This is a genomic window from Loigolactobacillus jiayinensis, assembly GCF_003946445.1.
Classification (GTDB): Bacteria; Bacillota; Bacilli; order Lactobacillales; family Lactobacillaceae; genus Loigolactobacillus; species Loigolactobacillus jiayinensis.
Map to the genome: position 1 here is coordinate 37,049 of NZ_RHOF01000003.1, position 19,045 is coordinate 56,093.

At 41.3% G+C, this 19,045-nt stretch carries 17 protein-coding genes; 3 read left to right on the forward strand and 14 right to left on the reverse strand.

All coding sequences use genetic code 11. The features are described 5' to 3' along the window. Nucleotides 1-276: 276 nt before the first annotated feature. Both EKM80_RS01655 and EKM80_RS01660 read left to right on the forward strand, forming a co-directional pair. Nucleotides 277-1,440, forward strand: coding sequence for a CynX/NimT family MFS transporter (locus tag EKM80_RS01655; protein ID WP_125551385.1), 1,164 nt, complete (start codon nt 277-279; stop codon nt 1,438-1,440). Between the two features lie 16 nt (nt 1,441-1,456). After that, nucleotides 1,457-1,942 carry a nucleoside deaminase gene (locus EKM80_RS01660; protein WP_125551386.1) on the forward strand — a complete coding sequence of 162 codons (486 nt, stop codon included), beginning with the start codon at nt 1,457-1,459 and terminating at the stop codon, nt 1,940-1,942. A 59-nt stretch (nt 1,943-2,001) separates the two neighbouring features. Here EKM80_RS01660 and EKM80_RS01665 read toward each other — a convergent pair whose 3' ends face one another. Continuing rightward, nucleotides 2,002-2,190 carry a hypothetical protein gene (locus tag EKM80_RS01665; RefSeq protein ID WP_125551387.1) on the reverse strand — a complete coding sequence of 63 codons (189 nt, stop codon included), beginning with the start codon at nt 2,188-2,190 and terminating at the stop codon, nt 2,002-2,004. Nucleotides 2,191-2,618: 428 nt separating this feature from the next. Between EKM80_RS01665 and EKM80_RS01670 the strand changes: the two genes are divergently transcribed. Next, a complete protein-coding gene (locus EKM80_RS01670; protein ID WP_125551388.1) occupies nt 2,619-3,290 on the forward strand; it encodes a YczE/YyaS/YitT family protein in 672 nt (223 codons plus the stop codon). 751 nt (nt 3,291-4,041) lie between these two features. Here EKM80_RS01670 and EKM80_RS01675 read toward each other — a convergent pair. The 13 genes from EKM80_RS01675 to EKM80_RS01735 form a co-directional block, all read right to left on the reverse strand. Beyond that, nucleotides 4,042-5,337 carry a glycoside hydrolase family 28 protein gene (locus tag EKM80_RS01675; RefSeq protein ID WP_125551389.1) on the reverse strand — a complete coding sequence of 432 codons (1,296 nt, stop codon included), beginning with the start codon at nt 5,335-5,337 and terminating at the stop codon, nt 4,042-4,044. Between the two features lie 92 nt (nt 5,338-5,429). After that, the gene (gene rhaD, locus EKM80_RS01680; protein ID WP_125551390.1) at nt 5,430-6,266 is read right to left on the reverse strand and encodes a rhamnulose-1-phosphate aldolase; all 837 of its coding nucleotides are present in this window, start codon (nt 6,264-6,266) and stop codon (nt 5,430-5,432) included. Between the two features lie 126 nt (nt 6,267-6,392). Next, on the reverse strand, nt 6,393-7,661 hold the full coding sequence (locus tag EKM80_RS01685; protein WP_125551391.1) for an L-rhamnose isomerase: 1,269 nt from the start codon (nt 7,659-7,661) through the stop codon (nt 6,393-6,395). Between the two features lie 123 nt (nt 7,662-7,784). Then, complete coding sequence (gene rhaM, locus EKM80_RS01690; protein ID WP_164509478.1) at nt 7,785-8,099, reverse strand: L-rhamnose mutarotase; 315 nt, start codon at nt 8,097-8,099, stop codon at nt 7,785-7,787. Further along, nucleotides 8,096-9,568 (reverse strand): rhamnulokinase, encoded by a 1,473-nt coding sequence (rhaB, locus tag EKM80_RS01695; protein ID WP_125551392.1) that lies wholly within the window; start codon nt 9,566-9,568, stop codon nt 8,096-8,098. The genes rhaM and rhaB overlap by 4 nt, the downstream gene beginning before the upstream one ends. A 31-nt stretch (nt 9,569-9,599) precedes the next feature. Beyond that, a complete protein-coding gene (locus EKM80_RS01700) occupies nt 9,600-10,439 on the reverse strand; it encodes a sugar phosphate isomerase/epimerase family protein (RefSeq protein ID WP_164509479.1) in 840 nt (279 codons plus the stop codon). Nucleotides 10,440-10,856: 417 nt separating this feature from the next. Next, on the reverse strand, nt 10,857-11,111 hold the full coding sequence (locus tag EKM80_RS01705) for a hypothetical protein (protein WP_191985919.1): 255 nt from the start codon (nt 11,109-11,111) through the stop codon (nt 10,857-10,859). A 38-nt stretch (nt 11,112-11,149) separates the two neighbouring features. Continuing rightward, nucleotides 11,150-12,601, reverse strand: a complete 1,452-nt coding sequence (locus tag EKM80_RS01710; RefSeq protein ID WP_125551394.1) for an MFS transporter — start codon at nt 12,599-12,601, stop codon at nt 11,150-11,152. 118 nt (nt 12,602-12,719) lie between these two features. Next, entirely contained in the window at nt 12,720-13,826 is a 1,107-nt protein-coding gene (gene bglB / locus EKM80_RS01715) for a beta-galactosidase BglB (RefSeq protein ID WP_225418778.1), read from the reverse strand. A gap of 436 nt (nt 13,827-14,262) precedes the next feature. Further along, nucleotides 14,263-15,285 (reverse strand): sugar kinase, encoded by a 1,023-nt coding sequence (locus EKM80_RS01720; protein ID WP_225418779.1) that lies wholly within the window; start codon nt 15,283-15,285, stop codon nt 14,263-14,265. A gap of 109 nt (nt 15,286-15,394) precedes the next feature. Beyond that, nucleotides 15,395-16,618, reverse strand: a complete 1,224-nt coding sequence (locus EKM80_RS01725) for a hypothetical protein (protein WP_125551396.1) — start codon at nt 16,616-16,618, stop codon at nt 15,395-15,397. A gap of 81 nt (nt 16,619-16,699) precedes the next feature. Continuing rightward, a complete protein-coding gene (locus EKM80_RS01730) occupies nt 16,700-17,581 on the reverse strand; it encodes an aldose 1-epimerase family protein (protein WP_125551397.1) in 882 nt (293 codons plus the stop codon). 27 nt (nt 17,582-17,608) lie between these two features. Next, a complete protein-coding gene (locus EKM80_RS01735) occupies nt 17,609-18,970 on the reverse strand; it encodes a glycoside-pentoside-hexuronide (GPH):cation symporter (RefSeq protein ID WP_225418784.1) in 1,362 nt (453 codons plus the stop codon). Nucleotides 18,971-19,045: the final 75 nt, after the last annotated feature.

The window sequence follows — 19,045 nt, forward strand, 5'->3', positions numbered from 1 at the left end:
CTAAAGCTTAGCATAGAAGTGCGGCAAAATAAAGATGGAAGCGGTTAAATTTGCAACTGATGCTTACAACTTTAAATCAAATAACGCTAATTTACGTATATTAATATCTAACAGCCTTGTGAAAAAACGCAGTCGGCAAAAATAATGCACCTTTAACCACTTGACGTTCAGTTTAAAAAGCAAGCGTTTACTATTGACTGATAATCGGTTATATTATTCACATATGCATCAATAATTTTTTTATGTTCTAAAATCAGAAAGTGAGTGTGCCAGTTTATGCAAAAGCGTTACCGTTGGCTATTATTAGGCATTATTTCGCTAGGCACCAGTTTACGCATGCCACTGACTGCAATTCCGCCAATTCTCGATAATATTCAAAAGAGTTTTCAACTACCAGCTAGTTTGTTAGGTAGTTTAACCACGATTCCACTATTATGTTTCGCTGTTTTGTCGCCTTTTGTTCCGCGGATCGCCAGTATTTTAGGCAATGAGGTCACTATTTTAATTGCCCTGTTAGTGCTGACTTTAGGTAATTTCACCCGTGTTTTTAGCACTAATTTATTACTGATCGGTACTTTGTTCATTGGCATCGCAATTGCCTTTACCAATGTGTTAGTCCCAGCCATTATTACTGATCATTTCCCTGATCGTATCGGCCCAATCACTAGCTTATACACATTTTCAATGACCTTATTCAGTGCAATTGGTGCTGGTGCCAGCGCTCCTTTAGCGGTGAAATTCGGCTGGCAAGGTGTTTTACAAAGTTTAGCTATTTTCACATTATTAATTGCCGTAGCTTGGTTGCCTAACTTGCGCCTAAATCATCGACTATTGCCGCCAGCAATCACTGCGGGCAAAGCTTCGGTTTGGCGCACGCCAGGGGCTTGGTGGATGACACTAACGATGGGCATTCAATCACTGCTGTTCTACACGATTTTAACTTGGTTACCAAAAATCATGATCAGTCGTGGTCTACCCCAGACTACTGCTGGTCTAATGTTAGGCTTATTTCAAGTAGCTGCCTTACCTGCGGCTTATTTAGTGCCACGTTACACCGCCCGCGTCGACCGTCAACAACGTTTACTTTGGTTAATTGGTTTCCTATTTATTTGTGGCCTAGCTGGCTTATTAATCCCAAGCCACGCCATTTGGTATCTGACACTGATTTGTATTTTTCTTGGCGTTGCCAGCACTAGCATGTTTGGCCTGTGTATGACACTGTTCAGCCTAAAAGCCACCTCGGCAGCTGAAACTGCGGCCATTTCAGGCATGGCACAAGCAATGGGCTATCTATTAGCTGCAGTTGGCCCAGTATCATTTGGCCTAGTTTATGGTTGGCTACATTCATGGACCCTATTATTATTAGCGCTGATTTTGTTAACGGTAGTGATGATTGTAGCAGGCTTAGTAGTAGAAGGTAAAAAAACGATTTTTGACTAAAAAGGAGATTTTACCAATGATTGATCACGCAACCGATCAAAAACTATTACACCGTACCATCAAAATTTCTCAAGCAGCCCGCGATAGCGGTAATACGCCATTCGGTGCCCTACTCGCCGACCAGAATGGCGAAATTTTAATGGAACAAGGTAACATTGAGTTAACCGAACACATTTGTACTGGTCATGCAGAATGCACTCTTGCCGCCCGCGCCTCCCACAAATACAGCAAAGCCGACCTGTGGCAATATAGCTTATACACCACTGCAGAACCTTGCGTTATGTGTGCTGGTGCGATTTATTGGGCTAATATTGGCCGTGTTGTTTACGCCATGGAAGAGCGCCGATTATTGCAGCTTACCGGTAGTAACGACGTGAATCCAACTTTTGATTTGCCAACGCGCGAAATTTACCGCCATGGTCAAAAAAATATTACTGTTGTGGGACCGTTTAAAGAGCTAGAAGTGCAAGCCGCCGCAGTCCATCAAGGCTATTGGGACTAAAAAACAACCAGCACTAGTGGCAAGCACTAAGCTGGTTGTTTTGGCGACCTAATAGCTGGTCATTGCTTGATGGCTTGGCAATCGACATTAAAAATTGCCTTAGTTGTCAGCCGTTCCAAGTCTTGCAACTTATGCAGACAAACTTGATAACTACGACTTGGACTTTCCATAACGATAACTTCAACTTCACTAAAGTTTTCTAAGGTGGCTAAATAATTTTTTAAGCCAATATAGCTAAAACTACGCACGTACAAGTCCCTCCATTTCAAACCATTGCTCATTTAAGGGCGCGATTAAAGATAACAGCCTTAAAAAGTAAACCAATTGTTCAACTAAATAATTATCCAATATAATATCATGAAACAAGCTGAACATTTAATTGTAGTATTAAAATACTATTAGCTATAATCAAAATAAATGCCCTTATATAATAAGGATACCTGATTTTAGGATAATGTGCAATCATTCACAATTGGTAAATCACTTTAACTTAACATTTTTCATTCTTAACTTAATTCGATTGCTAACAACTAGACCAATTTTTTAATGAGCCACACTTACTTGTTGCACATTCTTAGTTCTTATGGTCGATTTTATCGTTTATCGTTGTTTTATTCGCTAAATCAAATCTGGTCTGCTAAGCTGTAGAAAATTAGATTAAGGGGTAAGTAGACCATTGATTACAACAGATACGGGGTTGCGCCGGTTAACGGCAATAGAAAGTCTGGCTTTTTTCGTTTTTTCAATTCTGTTAAATGCATTTGCTAATGCGCTAACTGTGGCCACAAATTTAGGGAGTGCCATTTGGACCGCATCAGCAGCTAATTTGTCGTCGTACACGCACATTGGCTTAGGTGTCATTCTCTTTATTTATGGCTTTGCGGTTATTTTCATCAACGCCATTTTGATTCGTCAACTTAATTGGCGCCGGGTAGTCGGTAACCTGCTCTACATCTCGCCTTTTAGCTACTTAGTTCAACAATTTACTGCAGTTATGGAAAAAGCTGGCATTATGTCGTTGAGCATGCCCACGCGGATCGTCCTTGATATTATCGGTGTGGTGCTGATTGGTGTGGCGGTATCAATTTATCAACGGGTCAATCTTATTCTGCATCCCAACGATGATCTCAGTTACATTTTGCGTTTCAACTTTTTCAATGGCAAAGCTGCCATCGCGCAATACGTTAGCTATATTCCACCAATTCTAGTTTTACTAGTTGCTTGGGCATTAAGTGGTAATTTGTTAGCGTTCAATGTTGGTACTGTTATTTCTTTGATTACGCAAGGCCCGGTCACCGGCTGGGCTGATCAACATATTTTCCACAAATTAAAGCATCGTTTGCACTAAAAAATGCCTGCCTATTATAAAATAGGTTCTTTCCGAAGCTGGGCTATCCTATTAACTCGTAGGCAGAGTTAGTTTAGTCCCATTCCGGCGCTGGCGTATGGAACGCGTGGCACGTTGGCAAGCTAATTTTCTTTCCAATTAAGCCCAATCGGAAAAGAAAATGGATCTTGCCAGCCGCGCATGGTACTAGGCGACCACGGTCACCAAGTACCATCGACACAGCTGATAACGCCAGCGCCTCCATTCCACCTTTGGCAGCGTTTGAGCATTATTTCGTGAATTAGATTGAACGTTTAGGTGGCTCAATTAGGGTTAACCGGCAGTTATAGTGATTCGTAGTTTTAAAATAGGTTATATGCACATAAAAACACCGATAAAACAGTTTTCTGCCTGTTTTATCGGTGTTTTGTATTCTGATTACCACTAACTTTGCCACTTAAACAAATCAACACTTGAACGTTCAACCGTTGACTGCTGAAATGGAGTCGCCTGCTTTTGTTTTTATTCAGGGAAAATTAGCTCGCCAACGCGCCACTGTCACTCGTTTTTAACAACTAAAGTTGAAAAGTATCAGGGACTTAGCACTTAACCGCCCAATAGAACGTGCTTCCCGTTGTCGATTGAACTATGGCAAAGATCGCCAAGTTCAAGTCGCACTCGTTCCGTCCACTGGCGACGTAATGGAAGCTAACTAGCTCAGCTGGCAGACAAAGTTCAGAAAGAACCTGCAGAATAGACGGGCATTTTTCATTTACCGATTATCAAATTCATCGTTCACCGCGTTATTCCCCTGCTGCACGTCAACGGTCACATGATCGAATTGTAAATTATCGATGGCTTCAATATGACCAAATTCCTTAGCGGCAATTTTAACATTACTGAAGGTTATATTGGCCATAGGTTTATCCGGAAAGGCCTTTAAATCAAAAGCGCGCGCCGGTAAACTGTAGTCTTTGGCCAATGTAGCAGTAACGTTTTTGACCGTAATATTGCTAACTTTAGTCTTCTTCTGATTTTCTGGAATTTGTTCCGCAACTGCTAGCCAAAAATCAGGAATCTCTTTTTTGCCGTTAAGCACCTTGCGATTATATTCGTTATGCCAACTCATTAGCCATGAAAATGGGAACTGAACGTTATTCATAGTGAGATTTTCAACGCGAATATTGTCGACAAAACCACCCCGGTCCTGCGATGATTTCATGCGGAAACCGCAATCTGAGTTGTCAAAACTAATATCGTGAATGTAAACGTCACGGACGCCAGCAGAGACTTCACTGCCGATAACAACGCCGTAACCGGAGTAGATTTGGCAGTGATCGATTTCAATATGCTCGGAAATTTTATTGACGCGCAAGCCATCGCCATCGCGACCAGACTTGATCACAATACAATCGTCGCCACAAGCTAACTGACAATTATGCACGCGCACATTTGTTGAAGAGTCGATATCAATGCCGTCTGTGCTAGGACCATAATTTTGGCAAACACGGATGTTATGCACATCGACGTGATCAGAATAAGTGAGCTGTAGATTCCAAAAGCCAGAATACTGCAGTGTGACATCACTAACGGCAATTTGTTGTGACTTGTAAACAAGGATTTCCCGTGGTCGTTTGATTTCATAGTCAGCAATCCAGCGGAGGTCATGTTCGTCGTACCATTTGCGTTTGCCGCTTTTTTTGTCTTCACCCCAATAAAGGTTCCACCAATGCGGACCTTGCCCATCAATAATACCAGGACCAGATATTTTCACGTCGTGACATTCCAGTACGTTAAGGATTGCAGCAGGCCATTTCATTTCTACACCGGCCACCCGTGCGTCGATTTCTGGGTAGTCAGCAATGTCTTTACTCCCTAATAATTGGGCACCAGATTTAAATTCCAACTGCAGCTCACTTTTCATAAAGATTGAGCCAACCAGATAAATGCCGGCCGGTAAAACAATTTTGTCACCAGCGGTCGCGGCATCAATTGTTTTTTGAATTGCAATCGTATCAAGAGTAACGCCATCGCCGACCGCACCATGATCTTTAATATTAAGTTCCATACATACATCTCCTTAGCTGAATGTATCCGTTTTCATTTTAAACACGCACAAAGGGACTGCAAGCAGCTTCCTGCTATTGGTCCCTAATCGTGTTATGCGTTTACTTTATCTAAAGCTAAGAAACGTGGATTTGGCACAACGCCAAATGAATTAGCTAAATCGCGTAAATCATCATCAGTGATGCTTTGCAAAATCTTACCGCCTTGGGCTTGGATCGTTGTGTAGATCATAGCTGCCTTTTCAACAGTTTCAATCAAACCAAACGTTTCATCCATTGAGTCGCCACAAGCAAAGATACCATGATGTGGCCACATAACAACACGGAATTCAGCCATTTTAGCAGCAGTTGCAGCACCGATATCGTTGGTACCAGGTGTCATGTAAGGAATTACGCCTAAGCCTTCAGGGAAGACAACTAAGGACTCTGCTTGCATCTTCCATAACAGCTTGCTTAAGCCCTTTTCATCCAATGGTTGGGTAAAGGATAAGCCAATTAAGTTAGTTGGATGACAATGCATAACAACACGTTGGTTATCGTCTTGCTTTAGGCGTTCAATATGTGTCATCAAATGAGATGGGAATTCACTAGTTGGTTGGCCACCATCATTGAAGCCCCAATATAGATCAACGCTACGGCCGTCTTTAGCAATGCGAACTAAACCAGCATCACGTTCTGGGTACTTGATAACGTTCTTGAAGTAACGGCCAGTACCAGTAACTAAGAAGTAATCACCAGCTAATGCTGTCGCATCAAATTCGATTGGAATGTTACGAATAACTTGTTTAACATCATCAAATTGAGCCAAATCTTCAGCATCGATCCGCAGACTGACGTTACCACCATTACGTTCGTCCCAGCCATGTCCATACAACCGGTTAGTTAATTCACACATTTTTTCTACATAAACTGAATCATTAAAATTTGCCATTCTTTGTCGACTCCTCTTCTTTGCTTATACCTAAATTTAAAATAAAATCATTCTTGTGTGCTCATATTTGGTTAGATGGTGTCACGTTAACCATGACGACCACCATTTCAATCATTGTCGCTATTTTTAGCCTTCACGCTTGAATTGAACATTCTTTTCATAATCATGAATGTTGTTCAACCAGTCGTTACCAACTGGTACATTGTTGTCCAAGCAGAACTTGTCCCAAACAGCGCCAAATGGATAAGATTTCAATTCTTCTGTTTCTGCTAAACGTGTGGTGAAATCAAAATTGAATTCAGCCTTACGCAATTGATCGATTGGTGCCAACATTGCTTGCAACAAGGCTTTTTGAGTTGCCCGTGCGCCAATAACCCAAGCAGCAACCCGGTTGATCGTTGCATCGAAGAAATCAAGCCCAATGTTCGTCTTGCTTAATTCATTATCGCGAACCAATGAACGGGCGATGCGAACTAATGCTTCGTCAAAGATAACAACATGATCACTATCCCAACGAACTGGACGGGAAACATGCAACATCAAGCCTTTGCCAAATGGTAAGAAGGCTGAGAACTTGTCGGAAACATCTTCAGTTGGATGCCAGTGTCCAGCGTCGATCGTCCATAACTTATTGCGGGTCAACGCATAGTTGTTATAGAACAAATGTGACCCAACTGTGTAAGATTCAATCCCAGTGCCGAATAATTTACCTTCGAAAGCTTCAATTGTGTTTTCTTCTGGTAATTCTTGTTTGATAATTTGGTCCAATGAATCAACTAAGCGTAAACGTGGTGTTTCTTTGTCGATTGGATTGTCTTTGAAGCCATCTGGAATCCAGAAGTTGTTAACTGATTGTTGACCTAATTCTTTACCTAAATAGTTAGCAATCAAGCGGCTACGTTTGCCATGTTCAATCCAAAAACTACGAACTTCTGGATCAGGACTAGCTAACGTGAAGTTGTTTTTAACCATTGGATGGGAGAAGAATGTACCATTCATGTCCAGCCCAACGCCTTCTTGTTTCGCCCAATCAACCCAATACTTGAAGTCTTCTGGTTCGAGTTCATTTAAATCTTTTTTCTTATCAGTGACGGCATAAATTGCGTGGATCTGCACTTTATGTTGGCCAGGAATCAGTGATAAGGCTTCGTGTAAATCACCAGTTAATTCGTCAGGTGTCCGTGCAATCCCAGGATAGTTACCGCTGACCCCAATCCCACCAGTTAATTCTTGGTTGGGGAATAAGAAACCATGAATATCGTCGCCTTGCCAGCAATGAACTGATAATTTAATGGCCTTCAATTGTGCCATGACCTTTTCTGTATCAACCCCAATATCAGCGTAACGCTGTTTGGCGATTTCGTAAGCTTTTTCAACATTTTGTACATTTACCATTTATGTGTTCCTCCTTAAGCGTGTTTTAAAAGGTGTTCCTAGCCTAAATCAATAAATTAGCTGGGTTGGTGCCTATAAGCAGTTGCCTTCTAAAACACGTTTCTACTAGTTCAGTTGCCATTATCAATCTAAGTGAAAAACCTCATCCAGATCCACTGTAACAGGGCTTTTATCTGGATTGGTATCCATCAACGGTTCCATATACGCCCACCATTTTTTAGCGGCATCCGTTTTAGCAATCGCGTCATATTTCTCAACGTTATCGACTTCTAAGTAAGCGAACAACTGCCCAGTTTCCCGATTTAGAAAAATCGAATAGTTATGCGCGCCAGCTTCTTTTAATGCTTGACGCATTTCTGGAAATAAGTTGTTGTGGCGCTTTTGGTACTCGGCGTAGGCGTCGTGGTGCAAATACATAATTTGGCCGATTCGTTTCAAATGGCAACTCCTCGATTCTGCTTTTGTAAGAAGGCTTGATAATTAGCCAAAACAGCTTGGTACTTATCAGCTTCTGCGGTGAATTTTTTAATATTAAATGATGACTTGATCAATTGGCGGCCATGTTGAATGTTTTTGACGTCATGATTGGTGATCATTTGGACTAAGATATTACCAACTGCCGTAGCTTCACTTGGGCCCGCTAACACGTTAACGTTAGCCAAAGTGCTAGTCATTTGGTTCATTAAGGCAACATTAGAACCGCCACCAACAATATTCAGCGTATCGATTGGCTTCCCTAAAATTTGACCAAGCTTTTGCAATTCATTAGCGTAGAACAAGGACAAATTGCTATAAATTGCCATCATCACTTGGCTCACCGTTTCCGGCACCACTTGACCAGTTTCACGACAATAATCTTGCAACTCAGTAATCATATTAGCTGGATTTTCAAAACGTTTGTCATTAACATCAATGAATTGCTGGAAGGGAACTTCTTTAGCGGCCATAGCGGCTAATTCAGCGAAGCTATAGCGATCATTGTATTCATGCTTAACGCGTTGACAGATCCACAAGCCCATGATGTTTTTCAAGAAGCGGTAGGTCCCGTACGCGCCCCATTCATTGGTATAATTCTCGGCAAATGCGGCCTGACCATTTTCTGGTGTATTCAATTCTGCACCTAACAATGACCAAGTACCTGAGCTAAGAAAGGCCCAGTTTTTACCTTCACCTGGTGTGCCAAGCACCGCTGACGCCGTATCGTGGGTGGCAACAGTAATCACTTCCGTGTTGGGAATGTCGTACTGTAAATGCCACTTATAACGAATGTTGCCTAACACCGTACCGGCTTCGACCAACCGCGGAAACTGTTCAGCGTGTACATTGACTTCTTTTAGCAAATCTTGGTCAAACAGTCCTTCACGCAAATTCAACATTTGGGTGGTCGATGCGTTGGTCACTTCAGTAACTGCATTGCCGGTCAACACGTAACCAATATAATCAGGAATCATCATGATTTTATCGGTTTTCGCTAAGGCCGTTTTATCTTCCTTATACAGTTGGTATAAGGTATTAAAATCAAGGAATTGAATCCCAGTTTTTTCATAAATGTAGTCTTTGGGTAATGCACTGGTTAATTCCGCCACCGCTGTACTTGTGCGTTTATCGCGGTAACTGATCGGGTCATGAATTTTTTCACCATCCATACCAACTAGCACATAATCGACGGCCCAAGTATCAATGCCAAGTTTGACGTCATCGATACCCATTTGCTTAACCTTTTCTAAGCCAGTAAAAATTTCTTTCATTAAATGTTCAATATCCCAGCATTCGTGCTGATCTTTTTCGGCAAAACCGTTCGTGAACCGATGAATTTCCTGTAACACCAGTTTATCTTGCTTTAATTGGCCTAACATTAATCGTCCGCTAGAAGCGCCGATATCGACCGCGACATAATTAGTTGCCATGTACACGCCCCCATTTCTATAAATGATTAAATTATTTATATTCTGCCATTGCTTTAAAGCGTTCAATTGAACGCGTAAATTGTTCTTGTGGCGTTTCGTCTAAAATAACGTATGCCCCCGGCTGGGCCTGATCAATTAATTTAACCGCACCTTGTAAATCAGCAATTCCTTCACCAACTGGCACCCCTTGAGGGCGACCATTTTCCATCACGAAATCCTTTAAGTGATAGGCGTAAATCTGATCACCGAACAAATCTAAGGCTTGCTTGATGGTTGCCACAATATCAGTGGCTGCAGGTGTGGCTAAGTTGCCAGCATCTAAAATGATTTTTACATTGGGTGACGCCACTTCGTCAAGCATTTGCTTAGTGGTTGTGAGGTCATGCAAGGGATGATTGACACCTGGTTCAATGCCGACCAGCACGCCTAATTTTTCAGCTTCAGCCGCCATTGCTTTAATTTGCTTGATTGCTAATGCGACAACCTCTGGCTTGTAATTAGCTGGTGTTAAGTTAAAATCAGGATCCACGCTGCCGGTTTCAGTGCCAACCAGCACACCACCAAATGATGTGACGCGCGCTAGATAGCGCTTGAACTGAGCCAGCGCTTGGGCACGTTGCTTCTCGTCTGGGTGAATAATATTGACGTAGCAACCTAGTACCGCAATTTGGACACCCTGCTGGGCAAAATCCCACTTAACTTGATTGGCTAAGCCAAAACTGACGTTGGCACCAGTCTGGGTTGTCTTTTGCAGCGACACTCGTGGTGCGAATTGAATAGAATTGAATCCGAGTTGTTTTAATTGTTTAGCTAAATTAGGCACATCATCGAATATTTGCACATCATGTGCGCGTAGTCCTAAATTCATCATTAATCGCTCCATTAATCATTTTTTATTAGTCGGTTACAAAAGACAGCACTAATTTCTCTTGGTTATCAGCAAACGTTTACAGTTATATTAAACCGCATTCATTAACTAATGCGCAATATGTTTTGTTTCTTAAAACTGTATTTGATTTACAGGTACTTAATTTAAGTGAAACCAAATCAATTGTTTATGGTTATATCTTAATTAGAATAGATGATTATGCGCTTTATTTACATCAATCTTAACCTGGACTGGCCACTCAACATTTTCATAAACAAGTTCGAATTTTTAACAAATAGTTAGGTCAAGTTAAATAATGAAACAGTTTTATTGTTCACCGATAAACAGGCTTGCTACAATTAAACATTAAACAAAAAAGCATGGCTACCGTTAAGTAGTCACGCTTTTTGTCATCTGCTATTAGCTCAAACGAATATTGTTCAAGCCTTCCGCCAACAATTTCATTGTCAAACTGTCGCCGTTAGCTTCGGCTGCATCAAACTGATGCTTTTCCATATGGTTGAATTTATCAGCCAAATAATAAGCCGTTAGGAAACGAGTCAACACCGCCTTGGATGCTTTTAAATCATCCTTTTCATCAGGACAATAACTATTAACAACCGCGTAAGCAAACTTTTCGCAATCTAATTCTACTTCATCATGACTACTAGCCATTTATCTCACTCCAATCTATCTGATATCAATAACTTGAATTAATTTTTCTCTAATTCTTCAGCACGACGTTCAGCTAATGAAGCATCAACAGCGTCGATCTTCTTTTTGCTCAATGGGTAGAAGAAAATCAAGGTCAACATGCCTAAGAACATACAGGCTGCAGGAATCAAGTTACCAATAGCATAGATCCGATTAACAACTTGTGGCGTTTGTACTGCACCACCACTAGTTGAAGAAATATAACCAATTGCAGTTAACATGAAACCACCAATGAAACCACCAACGGCTTGGGCAACTTTACGTGCAAATGAGTTAACACCATAAACGGTACCGTCTTCACGATAACCAGTTAAATATTGATGATAATCAATAACATCGGTGATAAATGCCCAAACCATCAAGTTAAACATACCTGAACCAATTGTTGCTAAGAACAATAGAACCAAGTAAACCCATGGATTAGTTAAATGCAAGAAGTACATGATCAAGTACATTGCGGTCCCAAAAGCCAAGCAGACAATACTGGCTTCTTTTTTACCAAAAGCTGAAATCAACTTAGTGGCAAATGGGGCTAATACAATAACGGTCCCGTAAGTGAACAGCAAGGCAATGGACAATGCCGTACTGTTTTTGAAGTAATCAGTGAACAAGTAAGTTGCTAACGTCCCAGACAAGTTTTGGTTGATAACTAAGAAGAAATCAGCGAAAACCAAGGCCATTAAGGCTTTATTAGTAAACAAGCCTTTAAGTAAATGACCAACAGAAACTTTTTCAGTCTTTTCAACTTGAACCCGTTCAGTCGTCATCTTATAGATAACTAAGTAGCAGGCAAAGGCAATAACCGCACACATAATTGAAACCATGAAGAAACGTGAAGCAGAAACGGTCTTTTGGCCATTAGATGCCGTTTGATATACTAACAAAGGAATAACAAAACCTGTTGTAGCACCACCAATGGCAGAACCAACTGAACGTGAAGTTGATAATGACGCACGATGATCAGGGTTATCACTAATAGCGGATGCCATTGAACCATAAGGAATGTTGATACATGAATTCAAGATCCCATAAACTAAATAAGTGATAAAGACATAGATAACCCGACCAGTCATTGACCAATCTTTAACGAATGGTAAGAACAAAATAACTGTGATCATACAGAATGGATATTTCACCCAACGAATCCAAGGACGAAAACGACCGTTCTTGGTTAATGGGGTAATATCAGCGAGACGACCGACAGTAACATCGGCAAAGGCATCAATAAACCGTGCCGTTAAGAACAAGATACCAACTGTTGCACCAGAGATACCTAATGCATTCGTATAATAAATTGTTAAGAAACTGTTAACCAAACCTAGGATAAAACAGTTCCCTAAATCACCAAAGGCATAACCAACCTTATCCCGCCAATCAAAGGGATGAGCATTGGTTTTGACCATTTTCAGACCGGCAGCTGCTTGGGCTGGTGTATCTGTTGAATCTTTCATAAGTTCTACTCTCCTTATATTTCATCTTAGTCGTACACGTACAAGTCAAAAATCGAAAAATATTATAATGTCAGGTTACCGGCGCCATTACAGCACCACCTGTAGCGTGTATTTCAGATTAATAAAATTCTTTCAAATATTCAATCAAAGCTAACGTTGCCATTGATTGACCATAAGGCATAATATCAATCGGCACATGCTTGTAGAAATCTCTATCTTTACCCATTGGTGTCCCACCAGAAACATGGGCTAATCCGCCTTTATCGTCAATATTAGCTAATAAAGCTTTGACAGCTTTCATGGCCATTTCACGATATTCATCACCAACATAGTGTTCATGTACCGCTTTCAACGCACCATAAGCAAAACCAGCAGTTGCTGAAGCTTCAACGTAAGAACTTGGATCATCAATCAAAGTATGCCAAAGACCACTATCATCTTGGTATTTCTTCAAGGCATCAAGTTGATACTTAAAGCTAGTCAGTAAGAACTTCTGGAAGCCATCGTTTTCTGGTAAGTCGAGTAAATCTAAGAATTCAGGAATTACAATAGTCACCCAAGAATTACCGCGGCCCCAGAAGGCTGCACCAAAGTTATTTTTGTCATTGAAAGTCCAGCCGTGGAACCAAAGGCCAGTGTGACGATCTTGTAAAAATTGAATGTGTAACAAGAATTGTTCCTTAGCGGTTTCAATGTAATCCTGATTGCCAAAGACTTTACCTAATTTAGTCAAGGTCAAGACACTCATCATTAACGTGTCGTCCCACATTTCATTAGGATTCAAATCACCATAAGTGACATGCTGGAAACCACCCAGCTCAGTCCGTGGTAATTCATAATACAACCAGTCTGCCCATGAATGTAGGTAAGGCAAGTAAGCTTTGTTGCCAGTCTCTTCATACAAGTATGCCAACGTTAACATTTGGACCATTGTGTTAATGTTTTTCTCAACTGGCGTCTTGCGGAACAAATGATCGTCGTACCACTTAACGATACGATCAAGAACTTCCTGCTTACGAGTCATCTGGTAATACTTCATCATCCCATATAAACCGATACCAGAAGTCCATTCCCAGAAGTCAAAACTCTTGTTATCGATAATGGAACCATCCGCAACTTTAACCGCCGACTTACCTGTCGGATCGCTTAAGTTAACCAGATTGTGAATTAATAGATCAATTGTACCTGTCAATTCATCTCTTGAGATTGTACCTTCTTTTTGCACAATGATTCCTCCAAACACAAATAATTATAAAAAATAAAGATCATAAATTCCTGTGGTTCTGCGTGAACCGGTAAACGTTTACGAGTACATTAAAACGCATTTGTGTACTTGTACGCAATATACATTATTACCGAATTTTGTATCGATTTCACAGATTGCGTAATCGCTTTATATTGAAAAAGCAATGAAACCAGTTGTTACAGCTGAAATAATGTGACAAAGAAAAAGGTACTTATTTTTTAGTAAAACGTGAAAAGATGATCAAAAAGTTACGCAAATTTTTATTCGACTGACAAATATTCAGGTATTTTTTTGATAGTTACCATAATTTAGGTAAATCGATTTAGATTGCATACTGAATATTACATTTTTAAAATTTTAGTAATAAAAAAAGCCTTGACGGCAAAATAATTGCTGACAAGACTTATGTTCACGTTTAACGACTCATTGCTGAGCCACTACCGCTGGTCATTACGTTGCAAATTTCTGCTTCGTTGACCAAATTAAGATCGCCGCTAATGGTTAATTTTAATACACTAGCTGCAATCGCATAGTTGAGCTGTTCTTGTGGTTGGTAGTCATTCAGGAACCCATGCATCAATCCTGCGCCAAAAGCATCCCCTGCCGCAACGCCTTCAAACACGTGCATCTGATAAACTGGGCTTTCGTAGAACTTGCCGTCACGTAACATCAAGGCCGACCACTGACTATCTTCAACTGAATGAATGTTACGCAGCACACTCGCGACAGTGTGACAATTAGGATAGCGCTCTGTGACTTGCTTCATTGCCGCTTCAAAGCTATCTTTCTGTGCGATACCATTACTCATATCACCGTCAAATGCTTTGATGCCCAGCGTTGATTCAAAGTCTTCATCATGTGCCAAGCAAATATTAACAAACGGCATCACTTTGGCCGCAAAGGCTTGCGCCGCCTCAGGTGTCCACATTTTACCCCGATAGTTCATATCACAAACCACGGTAATGTTATTTTCCTTACAGTATGCACACGCGTTCAAAACAGCTTGTTGCAATTCAGCTGAGATTGCTGGTGTCACCCCTGAGAAATAGAAGTAGTCGACGCCCTGCAATAATTTGGCCCAATCAAACTCATCCGCCGTCGCAGTCGCAAAAGAACTGCCGGCACGATCATACACCACGTTGGTGCCACGAACACTGGCCCCTTTTTCAAAGAAATAAATGCCGATCCGCGGGCCGCCACGTAACACAGCACCTGCATCAACGCCATACTTGCGTAACGTACCAACTGCAGTATCGCCTAACAAGTTAGCTGGTAATTTACTTAAGTAAGCCGCTTGATCACCTTGCAATGCCAATGATACAGCGACGTTGGCTTCGGCGCCGCCATAAGCTGCCTCAAACGAATTAGTTTGTAAAATCCGACTATTAACTGGTGGCTTCAAACGCAGCATCATTTCACCAAATGTTAGTAATTTCACTTCAAACATCCTCTCTATGTTAGCCTTTTCATATTCATTCTTATCTTAAGCAAAATAACGCAGTAATGCTAGTTTTTTAGCAAAATTCTTAGAAACACGGAACGTTGCCCTAATTTTTGTCACCGAGTGCCAGTAAATTCTGCCGCATTTGTCGTAAAATCATCGTGCCAAACTGATATTCTAGTTGACTGCCAATCATGTTAAAGGCCAAAGTCAGTTGTGCCGCGAACGTCCCTGCTGCAACTTGAAACATCGGCGCACGACGGAACGAACCAGTCATAATAAAATTGGTGATTGCAGTACCGCTGAATTTCACCCGTTTAGCATCAATCACACCAAAATTGGTATAAGCGATTGGCCGCACATGATAGTTAGCCTCGGCGACCTGCTGCAAAGCGACTATCGAATCAGTCTGCGCCCGTTTTAATAGATCCGCCACCGAATCCAAAAATTGGCGGCGGACTTTCAACGTTTGCATCTGCTGATGAACTTTTTGCACCACTTGGGATAACGGCAGATCACGGGTGTTAGGCAAAGCTAAGTTGTAACGCGCCGTGAAATTAGCGATGCGCAGTGCTGGACTTGGTGGGAAGAACTGGCGCATATCTGTCGGACAAGCTAACGTTAGATCAGGTACTCCACTATATTGTTGGATAATTTGACCAAAGGTGGCCATGAACATATCATTCAATGTGACCTGTTGGCTTTTTGCATACGCGATTAAACGTGCTGTTTCCGCTACACTAAAACGTGTGCTGCCAACCCGATACTCGACGTTAGCTTGATCAGCTAATTGCGGTAAAAATAGCGGCTGCCGCGGATGATCATCACCAACTTTTTCTGCAGGCCCACGCTGCGCAATCAGCTGTTTTAGCGGCGCCGTACTTTGATCATTCCGTTGATCAGCAATTGCCACCGCACCTCGATTATAGCAATCAACTAACAGATACAACAATGCTTTGAAACCCGCACCATCACTTAAAATATGACTCATAATAATGATTAATCGCTGTCCGCTAGCTTGTGGCTGCAAATATAACTTCAGTTGCGTATCGCGCATAAAGTCTAACGGTAGCGCATCTGGCTGTGCGGTAGCAGCGACACTATTAACAATACTATCTGGATCAGTTTGCGCCACGACAAAAGCATTTTGCCGCAATTCGTAATGGCCAAAAATCTGCGGCACGACTTGGCCAACTAGCTGGACAGCGGACTTTAAGCGGTCGCTATCCAGTGGTTGCGTAAAATCAATTTGACAATGCACGATTGGATACATTGTTTTTAACCCAATCGTGTGCAAAATATTTAACGGTTCTCCGGCGTAAGTTTTCATTTAGATTGGCCTTCTTTTTAAATTAACGCAAAAAACAGAATAGTAACTGCAAGTTTTTGCAGTCCTTATTCTGCTCTTTGTTTATGATAACGTCATCGCGTAAGTAAATTGCTTTGCTGCTTGTGCGGCAACGACTGTGTTCGCTTCTTTAGTCAATAATTCACGCTTAGTGCCAACCACATCTGGTAGTCCAGCAAATGGCTCAACACACAGAAATGGTGCATTAGCGCCTTCTTTAGTCCACAGCGTCACATAGCGAAAATCATTCAGACTTAATTCAATTGCATGCTGGCTCTTTGGTGAGCTGACCTTAATTGCCGTTAATCCCTTATTTTCAATAACGATCAAGCCAGCATCAAACAGCTTATGCGTTAGCGAAATAACGTTTTTATTACTACCAGCTAATGGCAAAATTTTCCCTGATCGATAAGGATTCGGCGTTTTAACGATTTCAAACTGCTTAATCTGTGCAACTGCTGGACTAAGCGTGACTTGATAATCGCTAAACTGGCCTTCACCAGCAATTGGTAAATTAAAAGCTGGGTGTGACCCTAACGAAAATGAGAGTTCCTTTTCATCCTTATTTTGTACAACAAAGTTCAACTGCAAACCAGTTGTCGTCAGGGTGAACGTCACAATCAACGCAAAATGAAAAGGATAGTATGCATAAGTTTCCTGGTTATCACTTAACGTTAAAACTAATTTAGTCGCTGTTTTAGACACAACTGTGAAATCATATTGACTGCTAAAACCATGTTGCGGCATTGAATAAGTTTTGCCTTGATATAGATAAGCATCTTCATTCGAACGACCAATTGCTGGAAAAAGAACAGGTGCATGTTTCGGCCAAATATCGTTGTTCCAAATATAATCGAAGTGGTCTTGTTTGTTATAAATATGGTTGATCTCAGCACCATGAACATCGATCACAGCTAAGAACTGCTCATTTTCAAGTTGTTCCATCAGAATATCTACCTTTCTTTTTCATCATTACTTAACATCATTATCGCCAATCTGACCTTTTTCCCATTTACCATGGTCTAGATCCGTTGCAATTTTACGATAACGAGTGTCGGATAATTTGTACAATAACCCAACAATAATCATCGCTAAGACCAGCGCAACACCTGGGTACAATGTCATCGCACCCTTAATGCCACGTAAAGTATCGGGCGATTGCTGTTTATTGGCCACATACCCAGTAACAGCTAATACACCAGCCGAAACCAAGGCAGCCAAGGATTGGGCAATTTTACGTGAGAAATTAAAAGCTGCATAAGTAATGGCTTCTTTACGCATCCCAGTATGCCACTCACCATAATCGATCACGTCAGAAACAAAGGCCCACGTGATCCCATTTGGAATGGCTAAACCGGTGTAACCAATCGTGACAAAAAGAATGAAGGTCCACAAATTGGTTGGTAAAATAAAATTGATCAAGTTAGCGGACGCACCAACAATAAACCCAGCCATTGCGGTACGCTTTTTACCAAAGTGTTTGGTTAAAAACGGAATCATGAAAACACCAATGATCGACGTCCCCATCATAATGCCATTAACTAACGGCTGCAAGGCAATATTGCCCAAGTTATATTGACAGAAATAAACCATCATTTGGTTATTCGTATTCATGGCTGAAATTGTAAATAAAGTCATTAAAATAAGTGCGAATAAAGGACCGTTAGTGAAAATCACTTTAAGATAATCCTTGAACCCTTCTTTTTTAGCATGCGTATCACGATGAACTTTAACATTTTCTTTGGTACCTAAATAACAAATGATAAAACTGACAATACCAATTATCGCCATGATCACTGCGGCAACAAAATAGCCTGTCCGCTCATTGGAAAACATGGTCATGATTGGAATAAAGGCGATCCCGGTAATAAATTGCGCACCAACAGAACCAATCTGCCGTGTGGTCGCCATGGTGCTGCGATCCTCAACGTTACGACTCATAACCGAGGCCAATGAACCATAGGGATCATTGGTGAAGGAATAGATCAGTCCCCAAGTCATATATGTGCCGTAAGCCCAAATAATTCGCCCAGTCATTGAGAAATTAGGCATCGTAAAAGTGACGACCGTCATAACCCCTAAAAGAATTGCAGAGATTAACATAACTGGCCGAAACTTACCGCGTCTACCAATATGTTTACGATTATCAATAAACGTCCCCGCAATTGGATCCATAAAGGCATCAAATATTTTGGTAAACCCAAAAATACCAGCGACCGCACCAGCAGCAATCCCAGCTGCATCGGTGAAGAACTTCGTCAAGTACGCTTGACCTAGATCAAACATAAAGCCATTACCAAAATCGCCGAACCCATAAGCGATTTTTTGACGCATCGGAATTTGTTTGCTCAAATTATCATCACAAATTTTTTGGCTAATCGTTGGTTGCCGTTGTGATGAACCCGTTGG